Genomic DNA, 17,017 nt, shown 5'->3' on the forward strand with positions numbered 1-17,017 from the left:
TTCTATCTCTACAGATAAAAAACTAGCGATTCCGTCGTCGCCATTCCCAGGGTGGCACCGGGTTTCCCCCGAAAATTCCCTTGCGGTTCGATCGAGTTTCTTTAAAAGCCCTTTCGATTTCCTTCCAGCTGGGACAGTCAGCTTTGAATCGATCGTAAGCCCAAACCATACCGTCCTTTACCTGCTGCAGTTGAACTAGCTGACCGTTGGCGTACACCTCGGCCACGGTACGCCCGAAGCGATCTGTATCGATAGCATTGATAGTGACTTGGTGATTCGCTCGGTTGAGTAGCGAGCGCAAGTGGTCACGACTAACGATGCCGTTCTCCTGTTTTATTTCTGGGGCATCAACACAGGCGAATCGGATTCTCTGCTGTTTTTCGTCACAATCGACCCTAATCGTGTCACCGTCGTGTACCGAACCCCTGACCACCGTGCAAGTGCGGGCATTGGCCAAGGTTGAGGAGGGAAGGTTCTGACAGGACACCAACAGTAAGGCGATCGCTAAAAGGAAAAAACGCTTCATGGTTTTTGGGTGCGTGACGGTGGCAAGGAAAACCAAATCGTCGGGATTGGTAATCGCCGTCTATTTTACGGTTGTGAGGATGTCAACAGCAAAATTTTCGTAAAGAGGGTGATTCCCATTGATTAATATGTCAAGTTCCGGTTCTTCGGTTTGTCTTATGCAATGGACGGGGTTATAAGGGATGAAACCCTTATAGAAACAGACATTACTGCGATTTTTGTCAATTGTTTGCGATCTGGAGCGAACTAATCAATTAAATCTCTTGCCAGATAAAGATTTAGTCGATTTATGCCACCCTATCGAACCATACCAAGTAACGAAGAACCCAAGTTCCCTGCCGTAAAGAATCCATCGATACTTGAGGCAATGATGATAGAACTGAATATTTCCTTAGAAGCCACCGAAAAAACACCCGATGAGATAAGACAATGCAAGAAAGGGATCGATCGGCAGTCGGACGAGTTTAACCAGTGGATGACCGGAATCAAAACAAGGCTAGATGCGATCGCTGGTAAGATCAAAGGGGCGGATACTGCAAGGGAGTGCGATTTTGCCCGCAACCGATGCGAGGGCAGCAATTATCAAGAAAAGTTACAAAAACCCCCTCTTACTATTTCTGGATAGTCAAATTAAGAGACAATGAAAGTCAGAGATAGATAAGTTTCAAGCGTAGACTTAAACTTTGAAGAGGAAGGGATGACAAAATTATTAGATAGTCATCCCTATTGATAAAAGGAGGCGAAACTGATGTCGCTGACAATTTTAGATTCGGGAAATCGTGATGTAGACAGTCTTAATGTTTGGCTGAAAGAAAAAGGTTGTCCTGAGTATGCAGACTTATACCGTCAAGCAGGAGAAAACTTACACTTCAAATAATATGGATACTATCACTTGGTTAGAATTAAATCGAACAAACGCAGGAAAACCTGCCATTACCGCTTACGCTGGTGCAGAACCTAAATTCACACGTTTTTATGAAACAATGGCGGAATTTCGAGAATTTCTCGATGCTTTTGCCAATGTTAATAATGGTCCGCTCGTAGCAGAAACCGCTACAAAAATTATCCCAGATTGTCCTGATATTGGCGAGGTTCGTCCACCACTTGGAAAACGTATTTTGCTCGATCCTGGACATAGCCGTTCTCGACGAGGTGCCAGCGACTTAACAGGGACAGTTAAGGAAGAACTATTAAATGAGATTCAAGCTACGCTCATTAAAGACAAACTAGACCAAAATGGCTTTGTAGTGGATATTTTTAATCCCGATCCTGACAATTTGACAGATGTGGGCAAACACGCGAAAAGCTATGATATGTTCCTTTCCTTGCACCATAACAGTTATGATGGGACGGGAGATCCCTATACTTGTGCAATGATTGACAACGACAAAGCTAAACCATCTTCTAAAAAATTAGCAGCCTTAGTTGCTAAACGAGTGGCATCGGCAATTGGCAATCCCCTTTTCGGTGGGACTAATGGTACAGAAGGAGTTTATCAAGCAGGGTTATCTGTTTTAGATGCAGCCGAACAAGTCTGTGAAGGTCCCTGTATTTTAGTCGAAAGTTATTTTCTGAACAAGTACGGAAATATGAGCGTTGCTACAGACAGATCTAAACAAGCTGCAAATGCGATTGCTGGGGCAGTTGTTGAGTGGTTTTCATAAACTTGCCTTGTGGTTAGATTTACTTACAGCTTTTTTCAGATAAATGAGGTGCGTTATCGCATCTATACCTAGTTAGCAAAGGTTATTGTGTACGGTTCTTCGTTTATAGCGTTTCCTGTCCGCCACCCAAGTGTGAGAAACGCTATAGGACTATCCCAAGAGAGATAAAATTATGAATGGATCTACTTTTTGCCGACATAATTGACAGAGAAGTTCGACATCTAGAGTGCAAGTTTAGTCTAAAGACTATGAAGTAGAGAAAAACAATAGTAAATTTTGTTTTTTTCTAGTTATTTTTCAGAAAAGGAGAAAAGCTATGAGTTGGCTACGTTTCCGAATGAACTTGAAGCAATCCGACCAACTACTGACAGGAAAACTATCGGTTATGGATGGGGAAAATGAAGTAAAATCTTTCCTCGCTACTTCTGGGTTGAGTGGTTGGCAGAAATCAAGTTGTCAATCCGTGCGAAGAAAAGGTCCAATCCCAGCCTGTAAGACAGTCAATATCTCTAATTATTCTGTTAGAACAACACCTTTTGACGAAAGGGGAGTTTCAGGGGTTGAAGGAAACTTTTACTATATTGAGCCAGATCCAGTTATTGTACCTCCATCACGAGGGGAGTTTGGGATTCATTTCGATGCTAACATTCCTGGTTCCGCTGGCTGTGTTGTCTTGCGTAACGGAGATGAATGGGAGGATTTTCAAGACTTTATGGCAAGTTATAAAAGACGGGGTTTTTCAACAATTTCACTGGTCGTTGAGTATAACATACCAGAAACTCCTAAACCTCAAGAATTAGTAGAGACTTCCTATTTTACGGTTATTTCTCCTCAACCCGGGTCAACTCTCAAAACTTACGAATCAATTGATTTTAGTGGTACGGCAGATAAAGAAGTAGCCCAAATTATTGTTACTGTGGGACCTGGTGGTCCATTCAAAATTGCCGAAGTTAAACCAGTAGATGGTAAGTGGAGTTTCGGTCAGACATTGATAACTCCAGGTGTTAGTCGTCCATTTTATTTTATGGCGTTTGATGCCGATAGCAACTTACTGCAAAAAATTGATTTTCAAATGACTTTAGTTTCTCCAACGGAACGAACGAGAACCATTAAACTGACAGGAAAAATGTCAACTTTTGGCGGACCTAATGATACTGGGATGAGAAGAACTGAAGGATTAGCTTTGGTTAATCGTTATGAAGAATTGCCTGATTATTTTCTCCAGCCTCCTAATGGTGATGAGGGATTAGGACGGTTACTGAATCCAGACAAATACTATATCGCCTGTCGTTGGAACTACAGCGTCACCCCAAGACGATATTTAATTTCCACCGTTGTTAAAGTTACCAATCCTAAAAATGGTCAATCTGCTGAGGCTAAACCTGTTGACTGGGGTCCAGCAGAGTGGACTGGACGAGTAGCGGATATTTCTCCTGGTCTTGCCCTTAAACTAGGTCTAGAAACCGATGATCTCTGTATTGTGGAAATCACCCTTTCTGAAAACTGAGACAAAATGTGAGGTTAATTCGAGGAGGTTATTCTGATGAAAGTTAAACTGCTAATTTTCCTTAGCTTGTGTACGGCTTTAAGCATCGTTGGCTCTACGATATTTGCGTTTTCTGGAAAAATGTCCACCGCACAAACTACAGTATCAAAAGCTTATGAGGATGCCCTAATAGATGCTGCAGATTCCCTCCCGGATGAAGTATTAGATAACTTGACAGCTATTGTTGAATCTAATCCCAAGTTAATCTGGGAAGGTCAACCCGGCAATAGTCGAGTTTTAGTAGCGACTTTTACTGGAGCAATTGGGTATAAATCAGGTCAAAAAATTTTTCCACCTTCAGAAATTTGGGTAACTGTTGTCCCAGAGTTAAAAGACTTTTGTACTAACTATAAAAATACGGGAGTTGATAAAAACCAACTAAATTTGAGACTCAAGCAGCTTTTAGGTTTGCCTCCCAATCGAGAATATGTAAAAGTTGCAGAAATCTGGGTACATCCACAATATCTTAAAAGACCAACTCTAGATACTGAAATTAATGATCGCACGATTCAACCTATTACGAATTCGATTCATACTTTGCTATTTCCTCAAGGGGTTGATTCTGCTTATCAAGCTTGGTTTATAAATCAAATCAAAAATCGAGAACTAAATCGGAATCCTTCAAAAAATCTGGAAAGATTAACTAATAACAACTCTCAGGACGATCCTTATCCATTTACTGGATTGGGATATACTTATGACTGGGGTATTTATCCTAAAACCAATCTTCAAACTAACGCAGGATTGAGTGAGTTTGTCATTTTTTTGGGAACCCAAACTCAAGTATCTATCCCCATTGAGGTTAAGCAAGTTTTATCTACCGAAGAATATTGTAAAGTTGGAGAATAATTGTGAAAAACCTAACCGAAAATTCTCTCATGTTTGTCCATTATAAAAGCTGGAATGATGATATAAACATTGAGAACAAATATATTAATCATATTCGTACAGAATACGAATACGATAGTCCTGTCAGTGGCAACCATTCAGGAAGTAAGCAATTATTGTTAACCGATAACATCTTGACCGAACAGCAGTGGGAAGACTTAGAAACATTTATCAAGGGCAGCAACTTTGAGCGACTGGAAGATATTTATGGTGCTCCAGAGGGATACCGATATTATCCTTACAACCTAACTATAGGTTGGGGGACGGGAAAAAAAGAAGTGAAGTATCGGAGCAACCCAAGTTATGAACAAGCTCCAGAAGCTTTCAAAAATATCGAGAACTACCTTTTTGCTCTGTCTGAGCAAGCTAGAAAATGACTTTCATTTCTGGCTGACTATATTTCAAGGAGGAAACTTATGACTGAACAAAATCAGAAATCTTTTTATTGTTCACTCCCCAAGGTACCGGAGAGGGTTTTCACAGAAGATGTTAATCCCAGACGAGCGAGTGACGACGATAGTGGGGATGATACAAATGCCAGCCTGCGGGTCAAGTTGCTAAAAGACCATAAATATATCCTACGAATTCGACTCTGCTACAGCGATTGCTCTGGGGAAACTGCGGTGATGATGTGGTAGCTGCTTCAACAGATATAACTTGATTCGGTCGGGAAGAACAACCATAAATTTTTCTCGGAAACTACAAAGAGAATTCCTGTTAATTGCCTTCGATATTTACCAAACACATTATTAATTGGCGATCATTCAGGACTCTTAAAAGTCAGAAACAAATAGATATTTAGGAGATGAGGTAGAAAAAATGGAACTTACAACAGCACTAAAAAATGAGTATTTGACCCTTTGGCAAAACTGCCAAATTAACCCTGCCTACGCAGAAGGTGTTGCTTGGTATGTCAAACAAATTGAAAGATATCGTGATACTTACGAATCGGTAGCTCAAGAAACTGATGTTCCTTGGTTTGTTATCGCGGTTATTCACGGTATGGAATCAAGTTTTAAGTTTACCAGGCATTTACATAATGGCGATCCCTTAACCTCGCGCACTGTTAATGCACCTCCTGGAAGGCCACAAGGCGGACAACCGCCTTTTACTTGGAAAGAATCTGCCATTGATGCTTTGGAATATGATGGTGCGACTGCGATACGATCTTGGGATTTACCCACTGTCTTTTGGTTTCTTGAAGGGTACAATGGTTGGGGTTATCGGACAAGTCTGGGGCGCGACACAACTCCGCCATGTCGAAGTGCTTATATTTACTCAGGGACTAATCATTACATTAAAGGAAAATACGTTAGTGACGGCGTATTTGATCCTAATGCAGTCAGCGCTCAAGTCGGTTGTATGGCACAACTGAAAGAACTGGAAAATAAGGGTCTGATCCGTTTATCTCCATCGGCGATCGAAGACGATCCCATTCAGGTAGGATCGGTCGCTTCTTGGCAAAACATTCTTAATGGTTGTGGTTACTTTCCTGTGTTAACTATCTGTGGAGAAATGGATGAAGAAACAGTCAGCATGACTAAAAAATTCCAGAAAGACTTAGGACTAGAAGAAACGGGAAAAGTTGACTTAATAACGTGGCGAGCAGGACTTAATCACGCAAAACTCCCTGGTTGGTCAAACATTACCCCCATAGTAGTACGACATGATGAGATAATTAAAACTCGTACTGTTACACAGAAACTTTACGAGTTCTACAGTAAACCTAGCAATTATGATAAGGTTTATGCTGATGTTATGAGGTGGTATGGAACTACTACCAATGCTTGTGTTGCTTTTATTACTAGCGCACTGCGATTATCAGGATATACTATCCCCAAAGAAGATCACGGTTATGGCAATATCTCGTTGAACACATCAGCTTTATCCCACTATCTACAAGACGAGAAAGGCTGGGAAAAATCAACAAATGTTAATAATCTTCTACCAGGAGATGTTGTTTTAACTGTAGGTGGACAATTTGGGCAAGATAGAGATGGTGTACTGATTCCCAATCACGTTTATATGTTTGCTGGTTGGTCTGATCGGGCTAATCATATAGCATGGGTAATTGATAATCAGGGAAAATATCGCCATACCCGTCATACAAATGCCATTCCAGGCGGGAAAAGTGCCTTTGCTTACTTCCTCCGTGCTTAATAGTTGACGATTGGGGTGGATTAAGCCATTTTTAATCCACCTTAATCGAGTCATACTAAATCGGTTGAGTATAGACCTCTTGCAAAAGTCTTAATTCGATCCTTGTACAGCAACATTTTTGAAGATTATCAACTACTAATAAATAATTAACTGAAAGTCCCTCCCATTATTGTTTCTATCGTTTGTTTTCGGATTTATGCAAGAGGTCTTATAGACCACATATCGGGAGAGGCAACAGGCAAGGGGCAAGAGGATGAATAAATGATCGGTTTTTAATAACTGAACTCGATATCAAACCTAAAACCAAGATATATAAGTCCACCTTATCACCCCGACAAGTAATACTGAATGTTAAGAAACTTTACAAACCGTTACATAACCCTTAAGATTAGAACATCATAAATCAATAAAACCGCACTCATAAACCAATGACCACCACCTTACAACAGCGCGAGAGCGCTTCCCTGTGGGAGCAGTTCTGCCAGTGGATCACCAGCACCAACAACCGTCTTTATGTCGGCTGGTTCGGTGTGATCATGATCCCCACCCTGCTCACCGCCACCACCTGCTTCATCATCGCCTTTATCGCCGCTCCTCCCGTAGATATCGACGGTATCCGCGAGCCTGTAGCTGGTTCCCTACTCTACGGAAACAACATCATCTCCGGTGCGGTTGTTCCCTCTTCCAATGCGATTGGACTCCACTTCTACCCCATCTGGGAAGCAGCTTCCTTAGATGAGTGGTTATACAACGGTGGTCCCTACCAGTTAGTCATTTTCCACTTCTTACTAGGTGTTTTCTGCTACCTCGGTCGTCAGTGGGAACTGTCTTTCCGTTTAGGAATGCGTCCTTGGATTTGTGTAGCTTACTCGGCACCTGTATCCGCCGCTACTGCTGTATTCTTAATCTACCCCATCGGACAAGGTTCTTTCTCTGATGGTATGCCTTTAGGAATCTCTGGAACCTTCAACTTTATGTTTGTGTTCCAAGCAGAACATAACATTCTCATGCACCCCTTCCATATGTTAGGTGTGGCTGGTGTGTTCGGCGGTTCCTTGTTCAGTGCAATGCACGGTTCTCTAGTAACTTCTTCCTTAGTGCGTGAAACCACTGAAATCGAATCTCAGAACTACGGTTACAAATTCGGTCAAGAGGAAGAAACCTACAACATCGTTGCCGCTCACGGTTACTTCGGACGCTTAATCTTCCAATACGCTTCTTTCAACAACAGCCGCTCCCTGCACTTCTTCTTAGGTGCTTGGCCGGTAATCGGTATCTGGTTTACGGCAATGGGTGTTAGCACCATGGCGTTCAACCTCAACGGTTTCAACTTCAACCAGTCGATTCTCGATTCTCAAGGTCGTGTAATCGGTACTTGGGCCGATGTGTTAAACCGCGCTGGTATCGGTATGGAAGTAATGCACGAGCGCAATGCTCACAACTTCCCCTTAGACTTGGCTAGTGGTGAACAGGCTCCTGTAGCTCTGACCGCTCCTGCTATCAATGGTTAAGTTCTAGTCTGAACGAAAAGGCACTCCCGCGAGGGGGTGCTTTTTTGTTGTTAGAATCATAATATTCAAGAAGAGATTTATTGGCTTGATTGATGATACAAAAAAGTACGAATTTATCAATAGGAGTATTAACCGATGCAACTCGAAGACTACTTTAATTTTTTGACTCCCAATGACATTCGCTTAAAAAACTCCCGCATTGGCATTGAAACTATCTTATATGAATACATTTACCGCGCCCGTACCCCTGAAGAAATCGGGCAAATTTATCCTACCCTTACCCTAGAACAAATCCATGCCACTATTCTCTATTACCTGCATGAAAAAGACCGAGTTAGTCAATATCTGGCAGAATGGCTAGAACATTGTCAAAAAGGAGAACAAGAACAGGATTTGAACCCTCCCGCTTTTGTGGAGAAAATGCGGAAATTCAAGGCGGAAATAGCAGCAGAAAATATCAATGAGTATTCAGTATCTAATTGATGAAAATTTACCGCCGCTGTATCGGGAGCAATTATTGCGCCGTCACTCTGATTTAACGGTTTGGATGATTGGCGAACCTGGTGTTCCGTCGAAAAGCACCTTAGACCCAGAAATTTTAATTTGGTGCGAAGCAAATCACTTTATTTTAGTCACAAATAATCGGACTTCTATGCCTGTTCATTTAGCTGATCATCTGGCACAAAGTCGTCATAGTCCAGGGATTTTTGTCTTGCGTCCTAAAGCAACAATCAAAGAGATTATTGAGAATTTAATTCTCATTGCTTTATTAGGCGATGCCCAAGATTATCAAGACCGGATTACTCATATTCCTTTATAAATACTACTTGCTGTTTCTGTTTTATTTTTAGTTGTCTTAGGCGTTGAATCAGGGGAGATGAAGATAAACAATGGTTATTGGAGAAGTTACATCAATAATTAGGATTGAATAATCAAAAAATAACTAAACAGGTATTAATGGATAGTTGGAATGAAGCTTATAGTGATAGATCGGATGAATCAGAAACTTTGATGTTAGAGGGAACACGCCATCATCAACGCCAATTATCTGAGTAAATATGACGATTTTTCAAGGTGAGATTTATTGGATTGATGTAGGAAAACCACAAGGTTCTGAACCTGCTTATCTTTGTCCTTGTGTTGTGGTGCGAAATGATGCTCTGAATCAGTCACAAATTGGGACGGTTATTGTGTGTCCATTAACAACCAATTTGAGACGAGCAAAAGCTATTGGTAATGTTTTATTGAATGAGGGTGAAGGGAATTTACCTGAATCCAGTGTTTTTAATGTTTCACAGGTTTTTACGGTTGATAAACGTCTTTTAACAGAGTCTATCGGAAGAATTTCTCGGTAAAAAATCAAATTAATTATTCAGGGAATTAAGTTGGTTATTGAACCTCAAGAACTCGAATAATAGGGGTTATAAAAGGATTTAAAGAATCCATTTTCCCTTAGACTTGGCTAGTGGTGAACAAGCTACCGTAGCTCTGACAGCCCCTGCTATCAATGGTTAAGTTCTAATCAAATAATTACGACGAAAAAGGTCGGGGTGAGCTAATGTTCGCCCCGACCTTTTTTGTACATTATGAAATGTTAAACAACCAAATTCGCTCGATAATTCCTGAATGTCATCGGCTAAGATACTTTTAACTCGGCCTTGACGATACGATGATCCGGGAATCCCGTGGCATCTTTAGAGCAATCAAAAGGAACTATAGAAGAACTCGCCGACCAATTTTTGGCGGTTCCACCGACAAAAACAGCATCTAAGATACTGTTAAAATTTGGATTACATTGAGTGGATAGACAATTATTAGAAGCTAAACAATCCGGTTGAATCCACTTTAATATGTTGTCTTGATTTAGTTTATTGAAAGCCGTATTACCTCTTCGTTCATCGAGATCAAAATCAAAGTTAAAGTCTCCCACTATAATCGTCGGTAAACTTTGCTGATTGCTCCAATTTCTGACAAAATCAGCCTGTTGGTTTCTTCTTTCCTCTTCACGACGGTTGAAATGGTTGACCATAAATAAAAATTCGGTTCCGTTCGCAAGAAGTTTAAATTTACCCACAAGCGGATTTCTTGACCCTCCAGAACCAGATAAATTATTGATAGAACCCACTAATTCTAACTGACTTTGATCGTAAGCGATCGCTAATCTATCTTGACCGCCCGTTTCTCCCAAGACCGAGGTAAATTTTGAACCCATGGCTTGAGTAAACTGATCGAGGTCGTCCTGATTCATCACCTCTTCAAGACCCCAAAGAATGACCTCTGGATGCTTTGTAATTTCCTCGGACACTTTGTCGGGGGTAGTGTCTCTGGGATTAAAGTTTGGTGATTCTACGTTATAGGTGGCCAATTGCAACCGGTTTATAGGAGGATTCGGAGGCGGGTTAACCGAATCTTCCAAAACTTGAGCGACATATTTTTCTATAATCCAACCTTGTTGGGAGGGAATTTGCACTTTCAGCCAATGCTTTTCCCTATCGGTTGCGGTCACTGTGGCCGTTACACCATCGGGTAATCTTCCCTTTAAACTCGGAAAAGGATTTTCGTGCAAAGGAACACCTTGAGGATTTGTGGCTTTAAGCTGTACTTGCTGACCTACCTCTACATCTAAGGCGAGGGATGGGTCGGCAAAGATAAAGCCTCCCCAAGCTACTATCAAGATGACAATACCGAGCAGTCTTTTCATGTGTTTGACCTGTACGGTTTACTGTTCATCATAGTAAGCGTTTAGGGGTGAAAACGGCATTCACAGGAACAAGCAATTTAATTCTGTCTTTGATTGAATGGTATTTTGGATTGGTTGTCTCGTACATCCCACATTCCGCACCCTAGTCGTTGAAATCAAAAGTTGCTCTAGCCCTTGTATGGTAAGACTTTTAGCGATTACTAAGAATTATGAAGTGTCACACTCTAGTCAGCGATCGCCAGCTTAATGACAGTTTATCTCAATAATTTGGTATCAGAGCTATCAGATTTTTAGGGCTAATTGTGCATCTGCTGGGCTAACAAATTAGCCTGTAATTCAGAGCCAGCAATCGTTTTGACGATTTGGATAAAATTTTCAATGTGACACTTTAGGGTGCGGAATGTGGGGTACATAGCGGTTCTCACATCTGTGTAGCACAGTTAAACCTTTACTGATTAAACTTTTCACCATCGACAGGCCTCTTGCGAACAGGAAATGCTATAGTAACCTTCCTCGACCAGTAGCATAGTGGTCTGTCAAGATTGAATTGAAGGATAAATCTACCCCTGCTTCCCCTGCTTGTCTCAACCCGTTATTTTAGAATTGACAGACCAATAGTCTAATCGTTCTGAATCGGAGCGCCCCAACATTCCTGCTTATGTAGCCGTTATCACATCGACTCCTCTGGCTCTTAAAGCCGCTACAAGGCTCTGATCCATCGAGTCTTCATCCAAATATAATGCCAGCCTGACTATTTATTTAACTTAGATTGAAGCCATTCCTATTCAAACTGTTTCACCTCAGCTTCTTCTTGTGCTAAATCAGTTTCAATTTCTTCCCTGTTGGCATGATAGTAAGTTAGAGCCGCATAAACTTTGGCTAAATCGGTTCTTCTTTACCTGGTATGGTTCGATAGGGGGGCATAAATCGACTAAATCCTTATCTGGCAAGAGACTTAATTGATTAGTTAGCTCTAGATAAAAAACAATTGACAAAAATCGCTAAATGCCTTTCTCTATAAGGGTTCCATCCCTTATAACCCCCGTCCATTGCATAACACAAACCGAAGAGCCGCAATAATTAACCCTTGCATATCATTATTGATTACTTTTTGACTTTTGCCAGAAGCCGATCAGAAAAGTGGCATAAACTTCTCAACGCCTGAATTTGGAACAAGCTGACATCCTCTGCTGGAATGTAAGTGATAAGTTTTACCGCTCGAATCTGTCTTCCTCTCTGTGTTCTTTGTGCCTCCGTGGTTTATCCTTAATCTTTCTGGGATCACCTGAGAAAAACTGTATGCTAGGCCATATTTAACCAAGCTAAACCAAGAGAGCCTTAATTTTTTGGTTAGGATAGGCACTCTTGCAATAGTCCCTTCCATAGGTGTAATTAATTTTGTTCAATCTCTTGGTGTTTTCTTGTCCAGACTCCGAGAACACTGGCCCCTTACCCCTCCTCTAGAGGTCTATTGATAATTAGCCAATTTTTGACGACGAAAATCCCGAGGTGATAATCCTGTCCAACGCTTAAAAGCGCGAGTAAAATGGGCGGTATCACTGTAACCTAATTCCATGGCAATATCAATTAATTTTATCTGGGGTTCCTGCAGCCACAAAACTGCTTGCTCAAAACGAATTTTTTCCACTACCTGAGTATAGGTTAAACCTTCTTCTCCTAACCTTCTTTGTAGGGTACGGACACTCATGCCGGTGATTTCTTTGGCTAAGTTAATATCGGGATAACCGTTGGGTAAAAGAGGAGTAATCACCTGTTTTAAAGAGCCACTTATAGCGTTTCTGATTCACAAGAGGTACATTCCCGATCCTGAACAGCTTAATCAGCAAAGGTTTAAGTGTGCCGCACAGATGCGAGAACCGCTATATATTCTGTACAGGGGAGGAAGAATAGAGATTTTCCCGATCTTTTTGACTCGGTTTATTATCTAAAGCTACGGAAAATTTAAGAGGTAAACTCAGAAAAGAACGAGGAAAAACAATAGCGGTAAATCCCATTCCCGCACGAATTTTAGTTCTGCTTAAAGATTCATCTTTTAATTCGCAGCCCCGCTCACCCTGAAGATAAATTGTCGGTGGCTGCCATAATTTTCCTAGGGCGATACTAACTAATTCGATCATCAGTCTTGAAGCAAATTGGGCAGCATAATGACAATTAACCTCCTGATTGTGGAGATAACGCTGACAAAAATAAGCGGTTTCTTCCTGTTCTTTAATCCAGAATATTTCCCCTGAATTGTTAGCAGTGATCATGTTTTTGACCGTATTAAAAGCATCATAGACAGTCAAAGACTGACAAATAATTCGCCTGAAAGTCCCTAAATCAGCGATCGAAGTTGCCTTCCCTACTAATAATCCTAAGTTGTCTATACCTTCTCTGTGCGCCGCTTTCTCGATCAACGAGAAGGCCTGATGACGTGGGATTAAAGATTCGGGATGATCGAGCGCAAATAAGGGTAATTTTACCTCCTCTAATAATTTTTCCGTGGGGGAACCGATGCGATGAAGAAACGTAACAAAGGGTAACAAAGTATTAACCCGAAGCAGGGGGATATATTTCATCTCATTAGAGAACAAGTCGGCGAAAGGAAACTGTGAAGATTATCGCGATTTTGGCGTGAGATGGCAAGAAAAATTTTGATGACACGCTACAATCTTGAATGTCGAAATTGTGAAAACTACCATCTAAGTGGGTGGGTGGAATTAAATATAAGATGAACGTAGGTTGGGTTGAAGCATGAAACCCAACGCCCGCATGGGTTACGCTACCGCTAACCCATCCTACAAATAATTGTGCCTCCCTACTTAACTTTAATCCTCGCAATAATCAGGGGGAAATGTCCGTCCGATCCAAAGCAGTCAGGGAGTTAAAAGTTTTTACTGTAGCTTTAGTGTATAGTGAAATATTCTCAACGTCAAGCCGTCCTTTTAGGCTGGGGTTTCAAACCGATTATTTTCGATGAAAAAATTAATTCTAGCCACGAGTAACCTGGGTAAATTAGCAGAGATAGGCGAATACTTAACTGATATTGACCTAGAATTGCAGTTAAAACCCGATGATTTAGAGATAGAGGAAACCGGGGCGACTTTTGCCGAAAATGCCTATTTAAAAGCTGCTCAAATTGCCCTAACATTGGGAGAATGGTCGATCGCTGATGATTCGGGATTGGAAGTAACCGGGTTAGGAAATGCCCCGGGGATTTACTCGGCCCGCTACGGTGAAAATGATCGAGAAAGAATCGATCGCCTCGTCAGAGAATTAGGAGATAATCAGGATCGCTCGGCCCGTTTTGTCTGTGTAATTGCGATCGCCCGTCCCGATGGTGAGATTGCCTTGAGCGCCACAGGAATCTGTACGGGAGAAATTTTAACCAGTCCTAGGGGTAAAGGTGGTTTTGGTTACGATCCGATTTTTTATGTTCCCGAATACGCTTTAACCTTTGCGGAAATGTCTCCCGAATTAAAAAGAAAAATTAGCCACCGAGGACGAGCTTTTGAGCAATTGCTGCCCCATCTCAAGACTCTCGCGGGTACAAATTCATCAAGGCTCTGACTTGTTCAGCATGATAAGAGCTTCTTGTCAAGGGACTCGCAACAATTTGTAAAAATCCCAGAGACTCCCCATATTCGCGCCAAGCGTGGAACTGTTCGGGGGTGATAAATTCCTGTACACCGAGATGTTTTGGCGATGGTTGCAGATACTGCCCGATGGTGAGAATATCACAATCGACGGCCCGTAAATCGCGCATTACTTGGCGCACTTCCTCGTCGGTTTCCCCCAATCCCACCATAATGCCCGATTTTGTGTAGGTAGCGGGAACAATGGCGCGAGCGCGCTGCAATAATTCTAGAGAACGCTGGTAATCACCCTGGGGACGCACACGACGGTAGAGACGGGGAACAGTTTCGGTATTGTGGTTTAAAACTTCAGGTTTAGCGGCAAGAATTAAAGCTAAAGCCTGCCAATTGCCACAAAGATCGGGAATCAGCACTTCGATGGTGGTTTTTGGGGAAATGCGGCGAATTTCCTCGATACAACGGACAAATTGACTAGCGCCCCCATCAGCCAAATCATCGCGATTGACAGAAGTGATCACTACATGATTAAGATCGAGACGTTGCACGGCTGCCGCTAGTCGCTGGGGTTCCGTGGAGTCTAAAGGTTGCGGTTTTTTCTCAAAATCTATATCACAGTAAGGACAGGCGCGAGTGCAAGCAGGACCCATAATTAAAAAGGTAGCCGTCCCCGCGTGGAAACATTCGCCGATATTGGGACAGGAAGCCTCCTCACAAACGGTATTTAAGCCTAAATCGCGTAAAACTTCCTTAACACTGCCGACTCGCTGCCATTGCGGTGCTTTTACCCGTAACCACTCTGGTTTGACCGTCACGCCTGAACTACTCCGATAATTTTTGCCTATATCTGTAATATCCTAGCAAGTCTCGACCCAATCAAGGCAGAATATGCTATGATAATTTAGCTAAAAACTTTCGGGATGTAGCGCAGCTTGGTAGCGCACTTCGTTCGGGACGAAGGGGCCGCAGGTTCGAATCCTGTCATCCCGATTAAAGACAATCAAGGTGTAATCTGTTCTATGGTTAAGTAGATAGGTGTTAAAAATTGTCAGTAAGTAGCTGGTTATAATTAAATTAAAAATGGATTTTAGGTTCGATCCCCCCTTAATCCCCCCTTGATAAGGGGGGTGCCGATCCCCCCTTAATCCCCCCTTGATAAGGGGGGTGCCGATCCCCCCTTAATCCCCCCTTGATAAGGGGGGTGCCGATCCCCCCTGCCCCCCTTGATAAGGGGGGTGTCTGACAACTTTTAACGCCTACCTACTTAGATCATGAAAATTGAGGAATTACTCAAAAACAAACGAGAAAAAATCATTGCTATTGCTGCTAAACACGGCGCAAATAACGTGCGAATCTTTGGTTCTGTCGCACGGGGAGAAGCTGACGAAAAAAGCGATATTGATTTATTAATTGATTATTGTAGCGAACGTCGGAGTCCCTGGTTTCCTTTGCCGTTAATTCGAGAACTCGAAGCTTTGTTAGGCTGCAAAGTTGATATTGTTACCGAACAGGGACTTAAAGATAGAATCAGAGAGCGGGTACTTAAAGAAGCAATACCACTATGAGAGATGATACCGAACGCTTGCGGGATATTTTAGAAGCAATTGAGCGGGTAGAAAAGTATGCTCCACAGGGAAAAACCGTGTTTGAACAACAAGAATTAATTCAAACTTGGATTGTCTATCATTTACAAATTATTGGTGAAGCAGCGAGAGCAACTTCTCAAGAATTTCAAGCAAGATACCCCGAAGTTACTTGGCGAGATGCCAGCGATCTAAGAAACTTAACTATTCATGAATATTTTCGTATCAATCTAGAGATTATTTGGGATATTGTTGAAAATGACATTCCTCCTCTAAAACAACAAATCGAAGCTATTTTACAGGAATTGATTTGACGAAACCCAGTCCAATTATTTAAAACTGTTGGGTTTTAGGTTCGATCCCCCCTGCCCCCCTTGATAAGGGGGGTGCCGATAGGCGGGGGGATCCCCCTTGATAAGGGGGGTGTCGATCCCCCCTTAATCCCCCCTTGATAAGGGGGGCATTTGATAATTTTTAAAGCCTACCGACTTAGTAGGTTGATTCATGAATCAATAGAACTCTTGCAAATTAATTATATGTTATAATGATTGGTTAACTAATTTTCCCAAAAAAATTAGTTAACCAGTACATTCGTCCTGAATGAAAACTTGAAGTTTAACTTTTAACTCAAAACTCTTTAGAGCTGCTTTAATTTGGTTATCAAAACCTCTTTATTTAAGCGGCACAAACTATCTCAATTTTTATAATTGAGAATAAATTCTCCTTGACTTGATTAATCTTTAGGCAACTTTTAAGAAGCTGCTATACCTATCCCTAACTCACAGTTATAAATAGCCGCCAACAAGTTAACTCTTAAACTATATCTTCGACGACGATTCCGATATT

At 41.8% G+C, this 17,017-nt stretch carries 20 protein-coding genes, 1 tRNA gene and 2 pseudogenes; 16 read left to right on the forward strand and 7 right to left on the reverse strand.

Annotation, left to right across the window (positions count from 1 at the left end; genetic code table 11):
* Positions 1 to 22 precede the first annotated feature (22 nt).
* Positions 23 to 526 carry a thermonuclease family protein gene (locus O9290_RS20000; RefSeq protein WP_288087439.1) on the reverse strand — a complete coding sequence of 168 codons (504 nt, stop codon included), beginning with the start codon at positions 524 to 526 and terminating at the stop codon, positions 23 to 25.
* A gap of 366 nt (positions 527 to 892) precedes the next feature.
* Between O9290_RS20000 and O9290_RS20005 the strand changes: the two genes are divergently transcribed.
* The 12 genes from O9290_RS20005 (at position 893) to O9290_RS20060 (ending at position 9,649) form a co-directional block, all read left to right on the forward strand.
* Positions 893 to 1,150 carry a hypothetical protein gene (locus O9290_RS20005; protein WP_288087457.1) on the forward strand — a complete coding sequence of 86 codons (258 nt, stop codon included), beginning with the start codon at positions 893 to 895 and terminating at the stop codon, positions 1,148 to 1,150.
* Positions 1,151 to 1,273: 123 nt separating this feature from the next.
* A complete protein-coding gene (locus O9290_RS20010; RefSeq protein WP_288087441.1) occupies positions 1,274 to 1,402 on the forward strand; it encodes a hypothetical protein in 129 nt (42 codons plus the stop codon).
* Position 1,403: 1 nt separating this feature from the next.
* Positions 1,404 to 2,189 (forward strand): N-acetylmuramoyl-L-alanine amidase family protein, encoded by a 786-nt coding sequence (locus tag O9290_RS20015; RefSeq protein ID WP_288087443.1) that lies wholly within the window; start codon positions 1,404 to 1,406, stop codon positions 2,187 to 2,189.
* A 316-nt stretch (positions 2,190 to 2,505) separates the two neighbouring features.
* Positions 2,506 to 3,696 carry an RlpA-like double-psi beta-barrel domain-containing protein gene (locus tag O9290_RS20020; protein WP_288087445.1) on the forward strand — a complete coding sequence of 397 codons (1,191 nt, stop codon included), beginning with the start codon at positions 2,506 to 2,508 and terminating at the stop codon, positions 3,694 to 3,696.
* A gap of 36 nt (positions 3,697 to 3,732) precedes the next feature.
* Positions 3,733 to 4,584: a hypothetical protein gene (locus tag O9290_RS20025; protein WP_288087447.1), complete on the forward strand. Its 852-nt coding sequence runs from the start codon at positions 3,733 to 3,735 to the stop codon at positions 4,582 to 4,584.
* 2 nt (positions 4,585 to 4,586) lie between these two features.
* The gene (locus tag O9290_RS20030) at positions 4,587 to 5,000 is read left to right on the forward strand and encodes a hypothetical protein (RefSeq protein WP_288087449.1); all 414 of its coding nucleotides are present in this window, start codon (positions 4,587 to 4,589) and stop codon (positions 4,998 to 5,000) included.
* Between the two features lie 39 nt (positions 5,001 to 5,039).
* Positions 5,040 to 5,261, forward strand: coding sequence for a hypothetical protein (locus tag O9290_RS20035; RefSeq protein WP_288087450.1), 222 nt, complete (start codon positions 5,040 to 5,042; stop codon positions 5,259 to 5,261).
* Between the two features lie 181 nt (positions 5,262 to 5,442).
* Positions 5,443 to 6,783 carry a peptidoglycan-binding protein gene (locus O9290_RS20040; RefSeq protein ID WP_288087451.1) on the forward strand — a complete coding sequence of 447 codons (1,341 nt, stop codon included), beginning with the start codon at positions 5,443 to 5,445 and terminating at the stop codon, positions 6,781 to 6,783.
* Between the two features lie 428 nt (positions 6,784 to 7,211).
* Positions 7,212 to 8,294 carry a photosystem II q(b) protein gene (psbA, locus tag O9290_RS20045; RefSeq protein WP_002731626.1) on the forward strand — a complete coding sequence of 361 codons (1,083 nt, stop codon included), beginning with the start codon at positions 7,212 to 7,214 and terminating at the stop codon, positions 8,292 to 8,294.
* Between the two features lie 135 nt (positions 8,295 to 8,429).
* Complete coding sequence (locus O9290_RS20050) at positions 8,430 to 8,777, forward strand: DUF433 domain-containing protein (RefSeq protein ID WP_045358164.1); 348 nt, start codon at positions 8,430 to 8,432, stop codon at positions 8,775 to 8,777.
* Positions 8,755 to 9,114, forward strand: a complete 360-nt coding sequence (locus O9290_RS20055) for a DUF5615 family PIN-like protein (protein WP_002732058.1) — start codon at positions 8,755 to 8,757, stop codon at positions 9,112 to 9,114. The genes O9290_RS20050 and O9290_RS20055 overlap by 23 nt, the downstream gene beginning before the upstream one ends.
* Before the next feature lie 238 nt (positions 9,115 to 9,352).
* The gene (locus tag O9290_RS20060; RefSeq protein ID WP_288087453.1) at positions 9,353 to 9,649 is read left to right on the forward strand and encodes a type II toxin-antitoxin system PemK/MazF family toxin; all 297 of its coding nucleotides are present in this window, start codon (positions 9,353 to 9,355) and stop codon (positions 9,647 to 9,649) included.
* 281 nt (positions 9,650 to 9,930) lie between these two features.
* On the opposite strand, the gene O9290_RS20065 is transcribed toward O9290_RS20060, so the two are convergent.
* The 4 genes and pseudogenes from O9290_RS20065 to O9290_RS20075 form a co-directional block, all read right to left on the reverse strand.
* Positions 9,931 to 10,995: an endonuclease/exonuclease/phosphatase family protein gene (locus tag O9290_RS20065; RefSeq protein WP_287726232.1), complete on the reverse strand. Its 1,065-nt coding sequence runs from the start codon at positions 10,993 to 10,995 to the stop codon at positions 9,931 to 9,933.
* A 781-nt stretch (positions 10,996 to 11,776) separates the two neighbouring features.
* A pseudogene (locus tag O9290_RS28575) lies at positions 11,777 to 11,881 on the reverse strand (DUF433 domain-containing protein); the annotation flags it as partial.
* 582 nt (positions 11,882 to 12,463) lie between these two features.
* Positions 12,464 to 12,766, reverse strand: coding sequence for a helix-turn-helix transcriptional regulator (locus tag O9290_RS20070; RefSeq protein WP_002760893.1), 303 nt, complete (start codon positions 12,764 to 12,766; stop codon positions 12,464 to 12,466).
* 109 nt (positions 12,767 to 12,875) lie between these two features.
* On the reverse strand, positions 12,876 to 13,574 hold the full coding sequence (locus O9290_RS20075; protein ID WP_002760894.1) for an AraC family transcriptional regulator ligand-binding domain-containing protein: 699 nt from the start codon (positions 13,572 to 13,574) through the stop codon (positions 12,876 to 12,878).
* A gap of 397 nt (positions 13,575 to 13,971) precedes the next feature.
* Between O9290_RS20075 and rdgB the strand changes: the two genes are divergently transcribed.
* Complete coding sequence (gene rdgB / locus O9290_RS20080; RefSeq protein WP_288055728.1) at positions 13,972 to 14,565, forward strand: RdgB/HAM1 family non-canonical purine NTP pyrophosphatase; 594 nt, start codon at positions 13,972 to 13,974, stop codon at positions 14,563 to 14,565.
* Here the strand turns inward: rdgB and lipA are convergent.
* On the reverse strand, positions 14,528 to 15,433 hold the full coding sequence (gene lipA, locus O9290_RS20085; protein ID WP_071890084.1) for a lipoyl synthase: 906 nt from the start codon (positions 15,431 to 15,433) through the stop codon (positions 14,528 to 14,530). The two genes, rdgB and lipA, sit on opposite strands and share 38 nt — an antisense overlap.
* A gap of 71 nt (positions 15,434 to 15,504) precedes the next feature.
* On the opposite strand from lipA, the gene O9290_RS20090 reads away from it, so the two are divergent.
* The 3 genes from O9290_RS20090 to O9290_RS20100 all read left to right on the forward strand — a co-directional run bounded on the left by O9290_RS20090 (position 15,505) and on the right by O9290_RS20100 (position 16,485).
* Positions 15,505 to 15,578: transfer RNA gene (locus tag O9290_RS20090), tRNA-Pro, on the forward strand.
* 281 nt (positions 15,579 to 15,859) lie between these two features.
* Complete coding sequence (locus O9290_RS20095) at positions 15,860 to 16,153, forward strand: nucleotidyltransferase family protein (RefSeq protein ID WP_002760266.1); 294 nt, start codon at positions 15,860 to 15,862, stop codon at positions 16,151 to 16,153.
* Positions 16,150 to 16,485: a HepT-like ribonuclease domain-containing protein gene (locus O9290_RS20100; protein WP_288087455.1), complete on the forward strand. Its 336-nt coding sequence runs from the start codon at positions 16,150 to 16,152 to the stop codon at positions 16,483 to 16,485. The genes O9290_RS20095 and O9290_RS20100 overlap by 4 nt, the downstream gene beginning before the upstream one ends.
* Before the next feature lie 437 nt (positions 16,486 to 16,922).
* Here the strand turns inward: O9290_RS20100 and O9290_RS20105 are convergent.
* Positions 16,923 to 17,017: pseudogene (locus O9290_RS20105) on the reverse strand (IS5/IS1182 family transposase); the annotation flags it as partial.

Source organism: Microcystis sp. LE19-41.2A (assembly GCF_027530405.1).
GTDB lineage: Bacteria > Cyanobacteriota > Cyanobacteriia > Cyanobacteriales > Microcystaceae > Microcystis > Microcystis aeruginosa.